General features: G+C 47.9%; 16 protein-coding genes and 1 tRNA gene. 7 read left to right on the top strand and 10 right to left on the bottom strand.

The annotated features are described in order from the left end of the window. Positions 1-157: 157 nt before the first annotated feature. Positions 158-670 (top strand): ferritin, encoded by a 513-nt coding sequence (locus U6B65_00275; protein WRS27595.1) that lies wholly within the window; start codon positions 158-160, stop codon positions 668-670. Between the two features lie 89 nt (positions 671-759). Here the strand turns inward: U6B65_00275 and U6B65_00270 are convergent, their stop codons facing one another. Genes U6B65_00270 through U6B65_00260 form a run of 3 tightly spaced genes read right to left on the bottom strand, consistent with a single transcriptional unit; the run spans position 760 to position 4,907 of the window. Continuing rightward, positions 760-2,493 (bottom strand): ABC transporter ATP-binding protein, encoded by a 1,734-nt coding sequence (locus U6B65_00270; GenBank protein ID WRS27594.1) that lies wholly within the window; start codon positions 2,491-2,493, stop codon positions 760-762. After that, entirely contained in the window at positions 2,490-4,241 is a 1,752-nt protein-coding gene (locus U6B65_00265; GenBank protein ID WRS27593.1) for an ABC transporter ATP-binding protein, read from the bottom strand. The genes U6B65_00270 and U6B65_00265 overlap by 4 nt, the downstream gene beginning before the upstream one ends. Before the next feature lie 57 nt (positions 4,242-4,298). Next, a complete protein-coding gene (locus U6B65_00260) occupies positions 4,299-4,907 on the bottom strand; it encodes a TetR/AcrR family transcriptional regulator (GenBank protein WRS27592.1) in 609 nt (202 codons plus the stop codon). A 262-nt stretch (positions 4,908-5,169) separates the two neighbouring features. Here U6B65_00260 and U6B65_00255 point away from each other — a divergent pair, with 262 nt between their 5' ends. Then, a complete protein-coding gene (locus U6B65_00255) occupies positions 5,170-5,862 on the top strand; it encodes an aspartate/glutamate racemase family protein (protein WRS27591.1) in 693 nt (230 codons plus the stop codon). Positions 5,863-5,941: 79 nt separating this feature from the next. Here U6B65_00255 and U6B65_00250 read toward each other — a convergent pair whose 3' ends face one another. The 4 genes from U6B65_00250 to U6B65_00235 form a co-directional block, all read right to left on the bottom strand. Beyond that, on the bottom strand, positions 5,942-6,103 hold the full coding sequence (locus U6B65_00250) for a FeoB-associated Cys-rich membrane protein (GenBank protein WRS27590.1): 162 nt from the start codon (positions 6,101-6,103) through the stop codon (positions 5,942-5,944). 106 nt (positions 6,104-6,209) lie between these two features. Then, positions 6,210-8,303, bottom strand: a complete 2,094-nt coding sequence (gene feoB / locus U6B65_00245; GenBank protein WRS27589.1) for a ferrous iron transport protein B — start codon at positions 8,301-8,303, stop codon at positions 6,210-6,212. Between the two features lie 51 nt (positions 8,304-8,354). Beyond that, positions 8,355-8,585 carry a FeoA family protein gene (locus tag U6B65_00240; protein ID WRS27588.1) on the bottom strand — a complete coding sequence of 77 codons (231 nt, stop codon included), beginning with the start codon at positions 8,583-8,585 and terminating at the stop codon, positions 8,355-8,357. A gap of 129 nt (positions 8,586-8,714) precedes the next feature. Beyond that, positions 8,715-8,927 carry a FeoA family protein gene (locus U6B65_00235; GenBank protein ID WRS27587.1) on the bottom strand — a complete coding sequence of 71 codons (213 nt, stop codon included), beginning with the start codon at positions 8,925-8,927 and terminating at the stop codon, positions 8,715-8,717. Between the two features lie 495 nt (positions 8,928-9,422). Here U6B65_00235 and U6B65_00230 point away from each other — a divergent pair. Beyond that, positions 9,423-9,513, top strand: a tRNA-Ser gene (locus tag U6B65_00230). 782 nt (positions 9,514-10,295) lie between these two features. On the opposite strand, the gene U6B65_00225 is transcribed toward U6B65_00230, so the two are convergent. The 3 genes from U6B65_00225 to U6B65_00215 all read right to left on the bottom strand — a co-directional run bounded on the left by U6B65_00225 (position 10,296) and on the right by U6B65_00215 (position 12,721). Next, positions 10,296-10,793 (bottom strand): chemotaxis protein CheW, encoded by a 498-nt coding sequence (locus tag U6B65_00225; protein ID WRS27586.1) that lies wholly within the window; start codon positions 10,791-10,793, stop codon positions 10,296-10,298. A 145-nt stretch (positions 10,794-10,938) separates the two neighbouring features. Then, a complete protein-coding gene (locus tag U6B65_00220) occupies positions 10,939-11,289 on the bottom strand; it encodes an EscU/YscU/HrcU family type III secretion system export apparatus switch protein (protein WRS27585.1) in 351 nt (116 codons plus the stop codon). Beyond that, entirely contained in the window at positions 11,276-12,721 is a 1,446-nt protein-coding gene (locus tag U6B65_00215; protein ID WRS27584.1) for a hypothetical protein, read from the bottom strand. Before U6B65_00215 ends, U6B65_00220 begins: the two co-directional genes overlap by 14 nt. Positions 12,722-12,989: 268 nt before the next feature. On the opposite strand from U6B65_00215, the gene U6B65_00210 reads away from it, so the two are divergent. From U6B65_00210 to U6B65_00195, 4 genes are all read left to right on the top strand, one after another. After that, the gene (locus tag U6B65_00210) at positions 12,990-13,205 is read left to right on the top strand and encodes a hypothetical protein (protein WRS27583.1); all 216 of its coding nucleotides are present in this window, start codon (positions 12,990-12,992) and stop codon (positions 13,203-13,205) included. Between the two features lie 216 nt (positions 13,206-13,421). Continuing rightward, positions 13,422-15,305: an N-acetylmuramoyl-L-alanine amidase gene (locus U6B65_00205; GenBank protein WRS27582.1), complete on the top strand. Its 1,884-nt coding sequence runs from the start codon at positions 13,422-13,424 to the stop codon at positions 15,303-15,305. A 343-nt stretch (positions 15,306-15,648) separates the two neighbouring features. Continuing rightward, positions 15,649-16,767, top strand: a complete 1,119-nt coding sequence (locus U6B65_00200) for a 4-hydroxybutyrate dehydrogenase (protein ID WRS27581.1) — start codon at positions 15,649-15,651, stop codon at positions 16,765-16,767. 569 nt (positions 16,768-17,336) lie between these two features. Beyond that, positions 17,337-18,521, top strand: coding sequence for a MalY/PatB family protein (locus U6B65_00195; protein WRS27580.1), 1,185 nt, complete (start codon positions 17,337-17,339; stop codon positions 18,519-18,521). Positions 18,522-18,524 lie beyond the last annotated feature (3 nt).

Below are 18,524 nucleotides of genomic sequence, written 5' to 3'. Positions count from 1 at the left end.
GGTCATTGCTTTTTAGGGAAATATAGGTATACTTTTATATAAGACAGGTAGTAACAAGCTGATTTGAGCATCTTATTGTATCTTAAATCAGTATAAATAAAAAAGCCTGTTGTGAGAGAACAATTCCTAGAAAATAACGAAAAGGGGTTGCTGAAAAATGTTTGATAAAAAAGTTGCTGAATTGTTGAATGAGCAAATTGTCAAGGAACTGTATTCCTCTTACCTTTACTTGCATTTCGCCAATTATTATATGGAGCAGGGTCTTAAAGGTTTTTCCAACTGGTATCAAATCCAGTCCCAAGAAGAATACGATCACGCCATGCTTTTTGTTCAGTACATGCAGAACAATGATATCAAGGTCACTTATGAGGCCATTGATAAGCCCGACACAGTACTTAACGACAATATGGATGCACTGAAAGCCGGTTTGGAGCACGAGCAGTTTGTTACCGCATCCATCCATAATATTTATGATGCAGCGTATTCCTCCAAAGACTTCCGTACCATGCAGTTTCTGGATTGGTTCGTAAAGGAGCAGGGCGAGGAAGAAGCCAACGCCACCGATTTGATCAAAAAGATGGAGATGTTCGGCACTGACTGCAAGGGCCTGTATCTTCTCGATCAGGAGCTGGGCGCACGTGTCTACTCCGCACCAAGCCTTGTTTTGTAACAAAACATCCAAAGAGCCTGAACACAAATTGTGTTCAGGCTCTTTTTTTATGCAACCGCTGTGTAACAGCTCTCAGCACCATATTGTTTTTAGGAAAGGCGCCATCCAATTGCCTGCTCTCGGACATGCAAGAACCGCTGATAAAGGCCTTCCTGCTTGGCAAGCTCCCGATGGGTGCCCTGCTGAACGATCTTACCCTCATCCACCACCAGAATCTGGTTGGCATTGCGTATGGTCTTGAGCCGGTGCGCAATCATAATCAAAGTTTTGTTTTTGGTAAGCGCCTCAATAGCCTGCTGGAGCTGGCTTTCGTTTTCGGGGTCTACATTGGCTGTGGCTTCATCCAGAATTACAATGGGAGCATCCTTAAGCATAGCCCGCGCAATGGAAATGCGCTGTTTTTCACCGCCGGAAAGGGTGGCTCCCCCCTCCCCTACCATGGTATCGTAGCCCTTGGGCAGTTCCATAATAAAATCATGGCACCGGGCCTTTTTAGCCGCTTCTTCCACCTGGGCCCGGGTTGCCTCTGAGCAGCCAAACTTAATGTTGTTGGCAATGGTATCGTTGAAAAGATAGACATTCTGGAACACCATGCTCACGCAGGAAAGCAAATTATCCAGCTTATATTCCCGCAGATCATGGCCTCCCAGCGTGATGCTGCCCTCATCCACATCCCAGAAGCGGGCAATTAAGTTGCACAGGGTGCTTTTTCCGCCGCCGGAGGGCCCCACAACCGCGGTAATTGTGTTTTGCGGAATGCTAAAACTAATGTTATCCAATATCTTGCGCTGGTCATAAGAAAAGCTGATATTCTTGGCCTCAATATCAAATGTCTTGGGGCAAATATCCGAGCCTTTTTCATCCATAACCGGGGTTTCAAAAATCTCATTGATTTTATCCACCGAAATATCCACCAGCCGCAAAAGAGAGGAATACATTCCAGCCGCTTCCAAATGAGCATATACAATGAAGGAGCAAACAATGAAGATCAGGCAGTTCTCAAGGGAAAGGCTGCCTCCAATATAAAACATAATGGAAAACAGTGTAATGCACACGCCCGAAAGCTTGAGAACAATATTCTGGAGGGATGCAAAGGGTATAAAGCTGCGCTCCAGCCCAAAGTTGACTCTTTCGCATTCGTCAATGGCGTTGTCGATCTTTTTGCCTGCCTGGTTCATCAGATTGTAGGATTTAACAATGCCGATGCCCTGCACATATTCCAGCACAGCACCCACGATGTTTTCATCCGCTATAGCCTTTGAGGGGGATATTTTTGCAGCCACTCTTTGCAGAAACCGGTTGATTCCGAAGAAGAGCAGCACCCCTGCAAGGGTAACCAAAGCGATGCGTATATCCACAAAGCAAAGTGCAAGGATAACGGCAAAGGTATTGATAATTCCCTGCAAGTACATCTGGATAACCCGTGTAGCCACTTCCTGCAAGCTTTCTGCTGTATTGGTGGTGACCGAGGTAATGTGCCCCAAATTGTGGCTGTTGAAGTAACCCATCGGCATATATTTAAGCCGATCGCCGATTTCCACCCGTTTATCGGCACACATGGTATAGCCACCTATGGTTTGAAGCATCACAGTGCGGTTGCGCATCAAAGCACTGCCGCCAATGCTCACCAACATAATCGCCAAGCAGGTAATCACCGTGCTCCCTGTCATGTTGCCCTGTATAATCGCCCGGAGCATAACAGCGATCGCACCGATACGCATAGCCTCAAACATGGCCAGCAGAAAGGAAAACACCAGAGAAATATAAAACCTTTTTTTCTGCTTGCCCGAAAAGTTAAAGAATTTACGAAAAATTCCAATCATGCCAAAACCTCCTCAACTGTATCCTTTGCATCAATGTGGGCTTCCCACATGCCCCGATAAAGCTCACATTGCTCCAACAGCTGATTATGCTGCCCGGTGGCCAGAATTTTGCCATCCTGAACCACAGCAATCTGATCAGAATCTACAATGGTAGAAAGGCGGTGGGCCACAACAATCAGGGTTTTGCCCTGTATCAGCTTGGCAACCGCCCGCTGAATGACCGCCTCGTTTTCAGGGTCGGTATAGGAGGTGGCTTCATCTAAAATGACAATCGGGGCATCCTTGAGCATCGCTCTGGCAATGGAAATACGCTGGCGCTCACCACCGGAAAGGTGGCCGCCTGCTCCACCGGCTATTGTTTCGTAGCCATCGGCCAAACGGAGGATAAACTCGTGGCATCCGCTGGCCTTAGCCGCCTCCTCAACCTCCTGATCAGTGGCGGAAAGGCGGCCCATACGAATGTTGTTGCGGATCGTATCATCAAACAGGTAGTTATCCTGCGCCACATAGGCAATGCTGTGGTTGAGCTGTTCCAGCGGGATATCCTTGATATTCACACCGCCAATGGTCACCGACCCGCTCTGGGCATCCCAAAGAGAGGCTATCAGCTTGGCAATGGTGGATTTTCCCCCACCGGAGGGGCCAACCAGCGCTGTGATACTGCCGGCGGGGATGGTCAGATTCACCCCATCCAGTACCTTCTGCTCTCCATAGCCAAAGGAAACCTTTTGCAGAGCAATGCTGTAATTGGGGAAGCTTATCCGCTTATTGGGGCGAATCAGCTCGGGCAGCTCCAACACATGGGCAATATCCGAGACCACGGTGGTGATTTTCGCCAGATCATCTGTATAGGAGAAAGCGGCTACCAACGGCGGCATAATTCCCAAAGAAAGAATAATGATCTGGATAAAGTGCTCCATGCTCAGGGTGCCGTGCATATAGAGCAGCCCGCCGATAGGAAGCACGCTCACCAATGTGGCTGGAAGCACAGCCATGGCAATGGAAAAATAAACCTGAGAATCTCGCATCCAGTTGATCGCAGAATCAGCGGCCTCCTGAGCCGCCACAGAAAACTTCTCATAAGAAGCAGCCGACTGGTTAAAGGCTTTGATAACCTCAATACCGTTGACATATTCCACCGCCGTGGCATTGAGATGCTTATTCTTGGCCACATAATTGCCGAACTTGGCCGCATAACCTCGGGTCATCATCATAAAGCAGAGAAGCCCGATGGGAAGAGTGACCAGTGCCGCCAGTGCCATTCTCCAATCCAGAACCAGCAGATAGACCACAATGGCGGCTGGCACCAAAAGGTTGGAGGTCATTTCCGGCAGCACGTGGGCGAGGATGGTTTCGATGCTATCCACCTTTTCCACAATGATATTTTTGAAAGTACCGGAGGGGGTATCCAGAATGTATCCCATAGGGAGCCGAGCCAGCTTGGCGGTCATTCGGCGGCGCACCTCCGATATGACAGCGAAGGTAGCCTTGTGAGAAAAAGTGGTGGATATGCTCAGAAGCACACACCGAAGCACCCAGAACACAGCGCATAGAACAATCCAGTGCACATAACTGCTCAGTTCCTTATTACCCCGGATCAGCTCCACAATCACCTTGGAAATAAAAAAGTAGGGGACAATGCTGCACGCCACTCCCACAACCGCCAGCAGCACAGAGGTTATGTAGCCGCCTTTGTGGGGCGACGCCCATTCCTTCAGCCAGTCTATTGTGGTCTTTTTTTCTTTCATACAAACACTCCTCAAAAGTTATATATATCTAACTTTAATAGCTTAAGATATGGGGCTTTACAGCCCCATCAGCTCATACCAGCCTGCCGTGTAAAAGATTCTAAGCTGCTCCACATAGCGCTCAGCCTTTTCTCTTTCCATGTTGTGATCCACAATTTCCGTGAATCCATAAAACATGCCGCTGGTCAGAATATGAATCAGGTCATCGTCAAGTTCCACCGCATAGCCTTGGGAACGAAGAGTCTCCAAAAAGCGATAGGTGGAGGCGTTTTCCAGATCAATAAATCTCTGCAAATAATGCTCATACTGCGTGCCTACAGCGCAAAAAAACACCAGACGAAAAACATCGAAATTCTCATAAATGTGTTTCACCATTTTTTTGAGCCCTTCTCCCGAAACACGGCCCATCTCTGCTATTTTCTGTTTTTCCGGCAAAGCATCAAAATGATGATGGGTATGCTCATAATGCTCGAACAAAACCCGGGCAGGCTCCTGAACAATTTCGTTAAACAGAGCTTCCTTGTTGGGATAGTAGCCGTAGAAGGCACCAAGAGTAAAGCCGGCCTTTTTGGCAATTTCCCGAAGCGAGGCATCTTTATAGCCCTTCTCGAGAAACTCTTCCTTCCCTATTTTTAAAAGCTTTTCTTTTGTGGAAAGCTCTGGCATACAGTCATCCTCATCTATGGTGTATTTTTTCTATCCATTCAGACACGAACTAATATAGCAGCGATATATATCACTGCTATATTATAGAGGCAATCCCCCTCTTTGTCAATATCTCCGCAACAATTCTGCCCATATTTATCGCTGCATTCTAATTCTCTGCACGATATGATATACTCATATGCAAAGGAAACAGTGTTGCGGCTTGGTTCACACTCCACTATAAGGGTATGGCAACCAAAGCCAGAATTAGGAGGGAGATTCTATGAAAACCATTGGTTTGATCGGCGGTATGAGTTGGGAAAGCACAGTCACCTATTACCAGATTGTGAATCAGGTGGTCAAAGAAAAGCTGGGCGGTTTGCACTGCGCAAAGGTGCTTCTCTACAGTGTGGATTTTTTTGAGATAGAAGAATGTCAGGCAAAAGGTGACTGGGATAAAAGTGCACATATTTTGGCTGGCGCCGCTCAAAGCCTTGAAAAAGCCGGGGCGGATTTCATCGTGATTTGCACCAACACAATGCATAAGGTGGTGCCCCAGATTCAGAGCCAAATCACTTTGCCTATTATTCATATTGCGGAGGCAACCGCCGAAAAGCTCTTGGAAGACGGTATCCGGCGCACAGCACTGCTGGGTACAAAATACACCATGCTGCAGGATTTCTATAAAGAAAGGCTGATTGCCAAAGGGATTGAGGTGTTAATCCCTGCACCGCAGGATATTGAATACATAAACCGTGTGATCTATGAGGAACTTTGCTGTGGTGTAATCTCAAAGGCCTCCAAAGAAGGGTATTTGCAAATCATTGCTAAAATGCAACAGCAAGGGGCACAGGGCGTTATCTTGGGCTGTACCGAGATCGGCCTGTTGGTGGGGCAAGAGGATACTACCCTGCCTGTATTTGATACCACCAAAATTCACGCCGCTAAGGCCGCTCTGCTGGCTATGGAGCCGTAGGGTTAGCTCCCCCAATAAAGCGCAAAAAGGCCGTCCGGTTTTCCGGACGGCCTTTTTATGTGTATAGCCTTTTTAAATGCTATTTTTTGCAGCTGCTGGTTCCGCCAGAGCAGCTGCACCCACAAGAGCTGCATCCGCCGCCCATGGCTTTGTTGCGTATGCGTCTGCGGATTTGAAAGACAATACCGCCTGCAACAAGAGCAAGCACCAGAACAAGAATAATGATATCAACAGGACTCACAAAATCATCTCCTTTTGAGATGGGAACCAAGTTCCCTTCACTGCGTTAAAAAATCCATTCTGTCAACAGCTCCAGATTTTGCCGCCTGTATCAAGGCAGGCTAAAATCAGAACCCTAAGAGCGTGCCGATATTGAAGATCAAGAAAGCCACAATCCAAGCCACTACAAGCTGGAAGCCAATGGTGAACCACAGCCACTTTCTGGAGTTCATTTCCTGGCTGATGGCGGCAACAGCAGCCATACAAGGGACACAGAAGAGGTTGAAGGCCATAAAGGCAAGAGCGGCCGGGATAGAACCAAAGGAAGCAGCCAAGCTGACACCCAATACACCGCTGGCACCATCATCCTCCAGAACGTCACCCTCTACACCATAAAGCTGAGCCATGGTGGTCAAAACAGCCTCTTTAGCAACCAATCCGGTGAGCACTGCAACAACCGCTTTCCAGCCGTTGGGGCCGCTTGCAAAGCCAAGAGGAACAAAGATAAAGCGAAGCGCATTACCCAAATAACCCAGAATGGATTCGGCGCTGTTGGTTTCAACCATGCCAAAGCCCCCATCGACAAAGCCAAAGCTGGAAAGGAACCAAATTACAACGGTAGCAGCCAGCAGCACAGTACCGGCCTTAATGGCAAAGCCTTTGATTTTCTCCCACAGATGGATTCCCAAGCTCTTGAGGCTGGGGAATCGGTAGGCAGGCAACTCCATGATAAAGGGAGCTGCTTCACCCTTAAACAGAGTGTTTTTGAAGATAACACCGCAGATAATGGCCACAATGATACCCAGCATGTACATGCCAAAGGTTACCAAATCGGCGCCCTCACTGAAAAAGGCGGGAATTACAACGGCATAAATCGGAAGCTTTGCACCACAGGACATAAAAGGAATCAGCATAATGGTAACACGGCGATCCTTTTCGCTATCCAGAGTTCGAGTGGCAGCAATAGCAGGAACGCTGCAGCCGAAGCCCATGATCATAGGAACAAAAGACTTACCGGAAAGACCAAATTTCCGCAGCAGACGGTCCATGATGAAAGCAGCACGGGCCATATAACCACTGTCTTCCAAAATGGAAAGGAAGAAGTAAAGGACGAGAATTAGGGGAAGGAAGCCCAAAATTGCACCAAGTCCTGCAAAGATACCGTCAATCACCAAGCCGGTAATCAGTGCGCTGGCACCAACTGTTTCCAGAAGAGCAGCCATTCCGTTGGTGGCAACCTCAACAAGGCCCTCCACAATCCCAGCCAACCAGATACCCGGGCCGGGCAGGTCGGTAACAAAGAAGAGATTTTCGGTAAAGGTCATGTGGAACACCAGGAACATGAGAAGTGCAAAGATAGGCAAACCGAAAATACGGTGGGTGATAATCTTATCGATCTTATCCGAAGCAGAAAGAGCTTCCAAACGGGGAGCCGCTTTCAACGCCGGACGGCAGTTCTTGGTAATAAAGCGATACCGCAGATCGGCAATTACTGCCTCGCAGTCGCCGCCATCGCAGCTTTCTCTGGCAACCCGGCAAATTTCATCAATTTCCGCCTTGCGGGAGCCAAGCTTGAGGGATTTTGTTACCTCGCTGTCGTTTTCCAGCAGCTTCACCGCATGGTAAAGAGGATGCGCAATGCCAAGGGACACAAGAATCTCCTCAACATCATCCAACGCTTTGCCTAAGGAACTATCCTTGAGTATGCTGGAAGAGGTATATTCCTCTTTAGAGGCTTTAATGGCTGCCTGCATCAAACCATCGATATTTTTGTTCTGAGAAGCGGATATTTTCACAACCGGTATGCCAAGCTGCTTGGAAAGCAAGGCGCTATCCAAAACATCCTTTTGCTTCTCCAGCACGTCAATCATATTCAGGGCCAAAACCATCGGCCGCCCGGTTTCAAGAAGCTGCGTGGTCAGATAAAGATTACGCTCCAGATTGGTGGCATCCACGATATTGATAATAACATCGGGATTCTGCTCAATTATGTAGTTCCGTGCCACAATCTCCTCAGGAGAATAAGGCGAAAGTGAATAAATACCGGGCAAATCAATGACCTGAATTTCTTCACCGATCTGTTTGTTCCGGTAGCGGCCTTCTTTACGCTCCACCGTAACGCCGGGCCAGTTACCCACATGGGCTGTGCTGCCGGTCAGTTGGTTAAACAGCGTAGTCTTGCCGCTGTTCGGGTTACCCGCCAGCGCAAATCTCAATGGCATCTTCAAAACACACTCCTTTAAATTCTTGGGGAAACTTTTCAGCTAAAAAGCCTATTTCTTATCCACCAACACCGCTTCGGCCTCAGCCTTACGCAAACTCAACTCATAACCCCGCACAGTCAGTTCGATAGGGTCTCCCAAGGGAGCGGTTTTACGCATGTAAATCTCGGCCCCCGGGGTAATCCCCATATCAAACAAGCGGCGGCGCACAGCACCTTGACCCGTGATCTGAGCCACTACCGCTTTCTCCCCAGGTTTTAGTTCTTTCAGGGTGATTTGCATACCATAATTCTCCTTTTACTTCAAATACTGAGCCGTATACAGCCAATAAAAATGAAACTGTATTAACAACGGCTAACATTCATATCACTTGAGACCGATGGCCTGCAAGTTATAACCAAAATGATGTGTTCAGCTCACGAATATCTTAGACGCTACACCCATATTAATGGCCAAACGGCTGTTTTTAACCTTAATAATCAAATTGCCGTTGTTGCAGGCAATGGGGGTAACCTTTTCCCCGGGAATCAAGCCGAGGTTATCCACATGGCGCTTAAGCTCACCGTTCATCTGGCATCTCTGGATGGTGACTTCTTTTCCCAATTCAGCAGACATTAATGGCATAACCATACCCTCTTTCATTAAGCGCTCCAGCACCTTAAACAGGCACCGAAATCACTTGTTTCCCTTTATTAACAATATCAGTGTTAACTTTCGTTAACATTATATGCCACTTGGGAGGCTTTGTCAAGATATTCAAAGGCATTTTGCAAAGAAAACAAGCTTTTCTTATGTTCACAATTGCCTTATAAAGAAAACAATTTGTCGAAAAACGCCTTTAACTATGGCTTTATTCTACCCCTTGACCGAAAAGAATATTATAATATTGCTATAAAAATCCGCTATCACTCATCCCAAAATGCGCGCCTATATTGGGGCACCGAAAAGCTTTGGCTCGCACCCAGAAAAAAACTTAAATTATTGGTAAAGATTTGCTTGACATTTTCTGAAAAAGAGATATAATAGTCTTTGTCCTGTTGCAAAGATTGTATGTCACAGCAGCGTAGACAGGCTATTGTTTCAGGTTTTAATGAGCAATAAAAACTGAATATTTATTATGGAGAGATGGCTGAGCTGGTCTAAGGCGCACGACTGGAAATCGTGTGAATGTTAACGCATTCCGAGGGTTCGAATCCCTCTCTCTCCGCCAAAAAGCCTCGCAAACATCACGTTTGTGAGGCTTTTTTTTGGTTGGACAAATGGGATTTTACTATACTACGACACCACTACGACACTTTTACCTCTAATGTGAAGTGAAAGATTAGCATAAACACATCACATCACCTGCATCACAGCACATATAATGTATTATCCTTTGCATGAAAGGAACCATTCATTATGTTTTGCGGGTATTATCGCAAGCGGCCTTTTCGCGCCCTTGGGCTCGGACCAATCGGGGGATATCAAGGTATGTATGCCCCAGATTGGATGCTCCAACGAGCGCTCACAGCAGCCGCCAATTGCGAACCATTCAATTGCAACTGCCCATGCAATCGATACAGTCGGCGGTGCTGTTGGCAGTGTAATCGATAGTCCATAAAAGATCAGTCCTCGGACACTGTGATAAACCACGGTGTCCGAGGGCTTTTTTATTTTCAGCTCGGAATACTCTTTCTTTTTCTTCTGCAAGATCATTTCAAAAAATCAATCCCCGGCTCTTGCCTGCCATAACTTGATTCTGGCAGTTGGCACCAATTGATTTAAACTTTCTCAGTATTTCATGAAAAGATCGATCACTTGATGCTCAAAAATCATAAAACAATTTGATTCGGCTTGTCAATGTATCCGCACAACAGAGATCCGCCGGCCTTAGCGCATACCCAGCAAAGACGCCGATAAATTTTATATCCGCGCTGCCGGCTATACAAAAAGCCTCCCAACGCAGAAAAGAATCCACATCAGGAGGCAGGTCTTTATAAATTTGGTTTTTCACTATTGGGCGGCAGAACCCAACATATCCACTTCATCGTCGGAAAGCACCAGCTTGCCATCCAGGATCAGCACCATACGGTCGGTCAGCTTGCCCACACCAACCACATAGCGATTGGAGCGCTCGGCAGAAAACTTGGGAGGAGGCGCAATCTGCGCCTTGGAAATATCCATAACCTCATCCACTGCTTCCACAATAAAGCCCACCTGAAGGCCTTCGATATCCACAATTACAATACAAGTACGGTCGGTGTATTCCTTCTCATGGTGGCCGAACCGCAGATTCAAATCAATAAGCGGAATGACCTTGCCCCGAAGATTGATAATTCCCTTGGCATAAACCGGGAATTCAGGAATAGGGGTGATGGCCTGAATTTTCGAAATCTCAATAACATTGCTAATGGATATGCCATATACTTGCCCGCTTACATCAAAGGTCAGATATTTTTCCGCAACATCTTCCACAAAATTTCCAGCAGCGGTTGTTTCCAAATTATTCATTCCACTCGCTCCTCTTTATCATCACCCGCAGGCCATGCGCCCGCAAGTTCTTGTCACAAATTCTATCTTTTTTTACACAATCACACCATAGTTGTAACCATATCATACCAAGTTTAACGTCAAAATGCAATATGCCAGCTGTATTTTACCGGGAACCCGTGGGAGCTGTCTCCCCTGCTTTTGCAGGCCCTTTGGGTGGAATCGGAATCCCCAGCTCCTGCCGGCTGTTTTTGGCAGTGCCCAAAATGCTCAGATAAATGCTCACAACAATCTGATAAAGCTCAGGTGGAATCTCCTGCCCCAAATCCAGCTTGGAAAGCAGTGTGGCGGCAGTATCGTCGTGATAAACAGCAATGCCGTATTCATCGGCAATTTCGAGAATTTTCTGGGCCACATAGCCGCCGCCCGCCGCCACAACAACCGGTGCGGTATCCTTTTCGCTATTGTATTGAAGAGCCGTTACCTTCATATTCTTGCTGTAATTAGATTCTGACATCAATACCCGTCCTTCTGGTTACAAGTTTGGGGAAAACCTGCGCCACACTCTGGGGCTCGGTGAACTCCTGCACCTGATACTGCCCAATGCTGTAGCCCTCCCGCATCATAATTTCTGAGAAGGTCCCACGCAGGCGGGCCAGACTATCTATTAAAATACCGGGGCACCACAAGGAAAAATCGATGCGCTTATCCACCACCCAGAAGCAGAGCTCAAAACTGCCCAGCTCCTCCGATTCAGCAGAAAGAAAAATTTTGCGTGTGCTGCTGCCGGAGCGGGATTCCCGCTCATCGCTATCCGGGTCCACATAAACCTCAGCCACCGAGCGATCCACCCCCATGCGCAGAGGCAGCACAAAATGCAGAACATTCATAACGGGGCTTTGGTTTTGCAGCAGGCTGACCAAAAGGTTTTCTGCCTGACGAACAGTGGAAGCCTTTCCTCCATCACGAAACACCGAGACAATGGCATCGGTCATTTTTTGGGCGGCTCTATCCGGGGCAAGGCGCGCTTTCTGCTCATCCGCTTTCAGAGATTCCAGCAAAAGCTTTTCAAAGTTGGGGGGCAGGTTGGCGACCTTTTTCAGCTCGCTGGCCAACCTTGCCGCCGCTTCTTCCAAATCCTCCGGCGTTCCCTTATCCACCCGCACCACATTGTGAATAATTACCATAACAATATCGCGAATTTTGGGAGCCTGATGGTATTTGCCCACCACCTCCCCAAGCAAAGGCACCAGATTGTTTTTCAGGAGTTGGGCTGCCTCCTTCTGGCTGACCTCACGCTCCGCTGGGGCAGCCAAACCGCCCTTTTCTTCGGCGGGCAGAAGAATCGCCTTGAGGCCAGCCAGATAATGGGCGAACTGCTCACGGTCAGCGGAAAACATATAATCTAAAATGTTGTCGCAATTCTGCAAAATGCTTTTAATGGATTGCTCCACATTGACATTGTATTCAAAGGTTTTGAGAACCTGCACCAGCGCATCTTTTACCTGCGGATGCATGGTAAAGCGCCCGGCCACATCCCGCAAAATATCAAAGCTCTGCCCTTTAAACAGGACACTAGACTTATCCTGTTCGGTTAAAGTCCGCAAAAGCTGTTCCGGCGAAACAAAAAGGGATTCCAACAAAGCCCTAATTTCGTTATCCAGCATAACGCCGGAAGAGGAAACCCCCATTTCCACAAAAAACAGCAGCTTGCGCAGGGCTTGTGTCAAATCGGCGGTGGGGCGTAAAGCGGGCAGAATCGCATCTCGGCTGATCTGCTCCCGCAGGCTCTGTTCAGTCTTTTTATCCCCCGCCGGGTTGCTCTCCTGCCGGCGAAACACCTTACCCGGATCGTTGAGCGCAAAGGCTTGATCGGTCTCAGGCTTGAATTTGGTTCCCATATTTTCCCGAGGAATCATAGGCTGAGTGATTTTTGTAATTTCTGCCATGCAGGCCGGCACCTCCCTTGTTGGGTCTATTTATTTAGAGCTCTTCTGAACAAGTGCGTTGGTTCAGTGATCATTTTTTGAAAAACAGTATATGCGCAATGGTACCACACAAGGGCCTTAAAATCAAGGAAAAGGCCATCACTAAGCCCATAAGAACCACTGAATAAAAAATTGGTTACAAATATGAGCGAGGTATGAATTTTATGGTAAATCTGGATTTGTGTCGGATTTTCTGTTAAACTGGACATAGTATTTGGAGGTGGATTTCATGGCACAAAAACTGTTTGGAAATCGAATTGACCCGGCCTGCCGTTATTGCTCTATGGGCTTTTGGAGCAACGACAGCAAAATGATTCTTTGCACCAGAAAAGGGATTGTTGCACCGGATTTCCACTGCCGCCGCTTTGATTATGATCCTCTGCGCCGCATCCCCAGAAGACTTCCCGCTCTGCCGGAGTTTGATCCCGCAGAGTTTGCCTTATAATATAATTCGTGTTAAATAGTTATAACTATTTAACACAGCAGCCCCAAAAGGTTGCTATGCGGCGCCTGTGCGCCGTATTAATTCATTTTTTGATCGTCATTTGAAACATTATAATTTCCGGCGCCCGGTGGGGCACAGCTTCTCACTATGTTTTATCGTTCATCTCACCGTGAGCTTTATGCCCGCAGTTAATAAAAATTCCTTGGAGGCTGATTCATGAAAATTCTAACGATTTTGGTTAGTGCCGCTTTGGTCATCGGAGCCGTTTTTGTTGTTCCTACCGTGGAGGCACGGACATCCTCTGTCACATCTGCCGCATCCGCTGTTCCCAAAGCTTCGCTGGCGGCTATGCCGGTCAGCGCCATGCTTTCCGGCAAGCTACCCATTCAAAATACAGCCGTCGGCAGCCAGACTGTGGCGCTGGATTTGAGCATTTCCACCACCTTTTCCATCACACGCCCCACCTCCACCTTGACAACTACATACAAGACCTATTTTATTACCGGCACTTCTGATCCCTCACAGCCGGTTTATATGGGCGATACCGAAATTCAGCGCACCACCTCCAACGGTCTTTTCGGTGTGCTGGTCAATTTGGAATCCGGCAACAATACCTTTACCTTCCAGCAAGGTGACAAAACACAGAGTGTGACCATTAAACGAGTGGGCGAGCCTTCTGGAAGCTCCCCCATTACCAAGATCACCCAATCCTCTATGACACCGGCGGTTATGTCTGGTGTGGAATATGGTGACAACCTCAGCGTAGGCTGTGTGGCTCCTGCCGGTGCTACTGTTACCGCCTCCTTCGGCGGGCAGAGTGTCACACTGGAGCAGGTGGCCGCTGCCTCCTCCAACGGCATACCCGCCACCTTTAAAGGTGAAATCCCCATTACCAAGGAATACGAGGCCGGAACCGTCACCAAGGCGGGGCAGGTCACCTATACCCTGAGCTACAACGGAAACAAGAGCACCTATAAATCCACCGGCGAAGTGTATGTTGCCGGTCAGGGTGCCCGCATCACTCTTGAAGTTTCCAGCTATGCAGGCTTTGTATACCCCGATGTAAAAGACCTCAGCAGCTTCCGGGAATATCTCAAGCAAGGCTCCCGGGATACGGTTAAATCGCAGGATAACAGCTATTTTGAGCTTTCCTCCGGCGGCTTTGTCCCTAAGGATATGGTTTCCATTGTACTGGGCAAGGGCGGTGTTTCCAACTCCATCGGCTCGGCGCAGCTTGCGGTTTACGGCAAGCAGGAAGTCTACACCTTAACCGGTACCGATACCCCCGCCTATTTCTCCCGCATTGACGGCAGCACCCTCAAGCTGACTCTGTTTAATTCCAGCGGTGCTCCCGCTGTTTCCGGGCAAAGCAGCAGCAAAATGTTTTCTTCCTCCTCTGTCTCGGAGGAAAACGGAGCAGTCACCTATACCTTTAATTTGAAAGAGGGCAAATCCATCTGGGGCTACAGTGTTTCCTTTGATGGTAAAAATACGCTGCTTACTCTGCGCTATAAGCCTTCCGTGGATACCTCCTCCAGCACTCCCTTTGCCAATGTAACCGTTATGCTGGACCCGGGCCACGGCGGCAAGGATGGCGGCGCTTTGGGTGTTGCCGGTAAGCTTGGCCCCACTGAAAGCACCCTGAATCTGGCTCATGCCTATGCTGTCCGTGATAAACTGGAGGCACTGGGTGCCACTGTGGTTATGACAAGGGACGATGATTCCTACGTTTCGTTGGATGACCGCTTGAAAATGATGGAAGAAACCCGCTGTGATGTGTTTATTTCTCTCCACCACAACGCCATAGCTGAAAGCACCGATGCCAACACGGTCAGCGGTCTGGAAGGCTATTACCACCAGAATCTTTCCAATAAGCTGGCAAACTCGTTGCTTTCCAGCATTTCCTCCGGAATGGGACGCACCAACCGCAAGGTTGTGCAGTCTTATTACCGTGTCACCCTGCTGCCTGCAGCCCCTTCTGTCTTAGTGGAACTGGGCTTTTTAAGCAATCCTGTGGAGTATACCAATGCCACCAGCCAGAGCCAAATGAAGCAGGTTGCAGATTCCTTGGCCAACGGGCTCAAAGCAGCACTTCAATAAGACTTGCGGAGAAAACAATCTCATTTATCGTAATAACCGGTTTACTTCCCTATTATCTGGGAGGTAAGCCGGTTTTTGTATACTGGAAGATTTTTAATCAGAGCATAATGATTCGGCCAAAATAATGATTAATTCTCGCCTTATTAACACAAAGCTCCATATTTCTTTTTAAAGCAGAATGGTATATACTATACTCAATAAAGCGCTTAGCGGCAGATCGCCGCTGTTTAGAACCGCACTGCGGTTTTGAACCTATAAGACTATAACTGTAATCAGCGGGTGAAGAATGGCTCCACGCTGTTTTCGCCCTAAACAGCAACCAAAATCCAGGAGGAATGTGCAAGTGCAGCAGTTCAGAATCGTCCCTAAAATCAGTGTGCTGGATAGCTTCAAGGAATTTCATGAAGCCTTCGCCATAGGAGAAAACGACCTGATTTTAACCCATGGCTTTTTATATGAAGCTTTTATGAAGCCTTTGGGCTGCAAGGCTCATGTGCTGTTTGTAGAAAAATTCGGCACCGGCGAGCCCAACGACGAGATGATCGACGCTATCACCCATGAGACCAGAGGCCTGCAGTTTAACCGGGTGGTTGCCATAGGCGGCGGTTCGGTTGTGGATATCAGCAAGCTGCTGGCTCTGGATTTGCCGGATCGCATTGCCACTTTATTCGAAGGCGTGCCCGCTCCTGCCAAAAGCAAAGAACTGGTGATTGTTCCCACCACCTGTGGAACCGGCAGTGAGGTCACCAATCTTTCTGTATTTGAAGTGAAGGCTCAAAACCTGAAACGAGGCTTCGGGCTGGAGCAAATGTATGCCGATTATGCGGTTCTGATTCCCGAGACCTTAAAAGGCCTGCCCCATTATGTGTTTGCCACCAGCTCGGTGGATGCGCTGATCCATGCGGCTGAATCCTGCCTCTCTCCCAAAGCGAATGCCTATACCCGCCTTTATTCTTTGGCCGCTTTCCGCATGCTGTTGGAAGGCTACAAGATTATTTTGAATGAAGGCCCCCAAGCCAGAGGCAGACTGCTGGAAAACTTCGCCGTTGCCAGCAACTATGCGGGTATTGCCTTTGGCAACGCCGGGGTTGGTGCTGTTCATGCTTTGTCTTATTCCATTGGCGGCGCCTTCCATGTCCCTCATGGCGAGGCCAACTATCAGTTCTTTACTCAGGTTTTCAAATGCTATAAGGCGAAAGACCCCACCGGCAACATCACTCTGATTGATGAAATCATTATTCAGGTTTTGGAACTGAGCAATGATGAGGATATCTATTCAGCACTGGATACTTTCCTTGGCCGCCTTATTGCCAAAAAGCCTCTGAAAGAATATGGCATGACCACCGAGCAAATCGAAAGCTTTACACAAAGCACCATAGCCAACCAGCAGCGCCTGCTGGTTAACAACTATGTGCCTTTGGATGAGGATGAGATTCGCAAGATTTTCCGGGCACTTTATTAATCATTTTAAAGATGTTTTCACACATATTTATTTCCGCGCCATGCTTCTTTAGATGGATAAAATAATGTACCGCTGCAAGAACATAAAAAAGCCGCTCACCTGCGGCAAGGGCAAAGTGAAAGCCGTGGTTTATGCGGCACTTATTTGTGAGGAAACACCTTTCAGGTGTATAATTTTTAAATCCCTGCCTTCTTTTTATAAGAGGCAGGGATTTTCATATACTTATAGTATAATATCTATATTGAGTTTTAAATAGTATAATTCGCACTGACTAATCCACATGTTATATATGAGTATATAGGGCATGAAACGACACTTTTTAATCAAGACAATTATAATGAAAGTGTAAACATTTCGGTCTCATTATAGGGAATAGAAAAAATCGGGTGCGGTTTGAAAGCTTTTGTGTTATACTGTTTCTGTGTCCTTTAAAGCAGTCCTTTATGCTTAATCTACCTTATAACCGATGCAATTTGAAGTTATCCGATTGCCTGAAAGACAGGTTTATTTGAGCATATAGCAATAAAGTGGATATGATTCCACAACAATACTGAAATTGGGGTGACATTTTGAAACTCAAACAAGTGATTCCACGCAGGCGAACAGGAACAGGCAGCCTGAAATGGGATGCGCTGAAAAAAAGGTTTGGCAGCGATGATCTCCTGCCCCTTTGGGTGGCCGATATGGATTTTGCGGCCCCTGCCTGTGTGGAAAAAGCTCTTGCAGAAATGGTGGAATTTGGCGTTTATGGCTATTATACCCCTGAACCGTCATTTTGGCAGGCCTTTATAGATTGGGAGCAAAACCGGCACGGCTATAGGGTTCAGAGGGAATGGCTGCGCTTTTCGCCGGGTGTGGTTCCCGCCATTTACTGGCTGATCGGTGCCTTGACCCAGCCAGGCGATGCCTGCGCTATTTTAAGCCCTTGCTACTATCCCTTCATGAATGCGGTGAAGGATCAGGGCCGCAAGCTAATCTGCACCGATTTAATTGGCCAAGACGGCGTTTATTCCATTGATTTTGCCGGATTTGAGCAAAACATTATTCGGAATGGGGTCAAGCTGTTTATTCTCTGCTCCCCTCACAACCCGGTAGGCCGGGTCTGGAAAAAGGACGAGCTGGAAAAGCTTCTGGATATCTGCCGCCGGCATGGAGTGCAGGTAATCAGCGACGAAATCCATCATGATTTGATCATGCCCGGTTTCCGTCATCTGCCTACGGCAACCGTTGCCCGGGAAGAGGATAAAATGATTACCCTGACCGCCCCTTCCAAAACCTTCAATCTGGCAGGCTGTCAGACTGCCTTTGCCATTATCCCCGATGCAGAGCTGCGGGCTCGCTTTGATGCTTATACCCGTTCCATTTGCATCCCCGATGCCAGCGCCTTTGGCTGCACGGCTGCTGAGGCTGTATATCGCGAGGGTACCCCATGGCTGGAAGAAGTGCTCTCCATTATTCACACCAACTACCTCACCATTAAGGAGCGCCTTGCTCAAAAGCTGCCGGAGGCTGTTGTCTCCCCTTTAGAAGGAACCTACCTGCTGTGGGTTGATTTGGGAGCCTATATCCCGGAGGATGAAATGGTGCAGGTGGTGCAGGAACGCTGCCGCCTAGCAGTGGATTTTGGGAACTGGTTTCTGGAAGCCGGTGGGGACACTCACATCCGCATCAATTTGGCCACAACGGAAGAAAATATAAAGGAAGCCCTGACCCGCCTGCTGGCCGGAATTCAGAGTTACCTCAGTGAAAAATAAAAA

The organism is Oscillospiraceae bacterium MB08-C2-2, from assembly GCA_035621215.1.
Lineage (GTDB): Bacteria > Bacillota > Clostridia > Oscillospirales > Ruminococcaceae > WRAV01.
Note: the sequence above shows the minus strand (reverse complement) of the source record. Positions and strands in the feature narration are given on the sequence as shown.

What these genes read in the sequence shown, in the direction of transcription:
- U6B65_00275 (WRS27595.1), top strand. Translation starts at nt 158, where the DNA reads ATGTTTGATAAAAAAGTTGCTGAATTGTTGAATGAGCAAATTGTCAAG.
- U6B65_00270 (WRS27594.1), bottom strand. Translation starts at nt 2,493, where the DNA reads ATGATTGGAATTTTTCGTAAATTCTTTAACTTTTCGGGCAAGCAGAAA.
- U6B65_00265 (WRS27593.1), bottom strand. Translation starts at nt 4,241, where the DNA reads ATGAAAGAAAAAAAGACCACAATAGACTGGCTGAAGGAATGGGCGTCG.
- U6B65_00260 (WRS27592.1), bottom strand. Translation starts at nt 4,907, where the DNA reads ATGCCAGAGCTTTCCACAAAAGAAAAGCTTTTAAAAATAGGGAAGGAA.
- U6B65_00255 (WRS27591.1), top strand. Translation starts at nt 5,170, where the DNA reads ATGAAAACCATTGGTTTGATCGGCGGTATGAGTTGGGAAAGCACAGTC.
- feoB (WRS27589.1), bottom strand. Translation starts at nt 8,303, where the DNA reads ATGCCATTGAGATTTGCGCTGGCGGGTAACCCGAACAGCGGCAAGACT.
- U6B65_00240 (WRS27588.1), bottom strand. Translation starts at nt 8,585, where the DNA reads ATGCAAATCACCCTGAAAGAACTAAAACCTGGGGAGAAAGCGGTAGTG.
- U6B65_00235 (WRS27587.1), bottom strand. Translation starts at nt 8,927, where the DNA reads ATGCCATTAATGTCTGCTGAATTGGGAAAAGAAGTCACCATCCAGAGA.
- U6B65_00225 (WRS27586.1), bottom strand. Translation starts at nt 10,793, where the DNA reads ATGAATAATTTGGAAACAACCGCTGCTGGAAATTTTGTGGAAGATGTT.
- U6B65_00220 (WRS27585.1), bottom strand. Translation starts at nt 11,289, where the DNA reads ATGTCAGAATCTAATTACAGCAAGAATATGAAGGTAACGGCTCTTCAA.
- U6B65_00215 (WRS27584.1), bottom strand. Translation starts at nt 12,721, where the DNA reads ATGGCAGAAATTACAAAAATCACTCAGCCTATGATTCCTCGGGAAAAT.
- U6B65_00210 (WRS27583.1), top strand. Translation starts at nt 12,990, where the DNA reads ATGGCACAAAAACTGTTTGGAAATCGAATTGACCCGGCCTGCCGTTAT.
- U6B65_00205 (WRS27582.1), top strand. Translation starts at nt 13,422, where the DNA reads ATGAAAATTCTAACGATTTTGGTTAGTGCCGCTTTGGTCATCGGAGCC.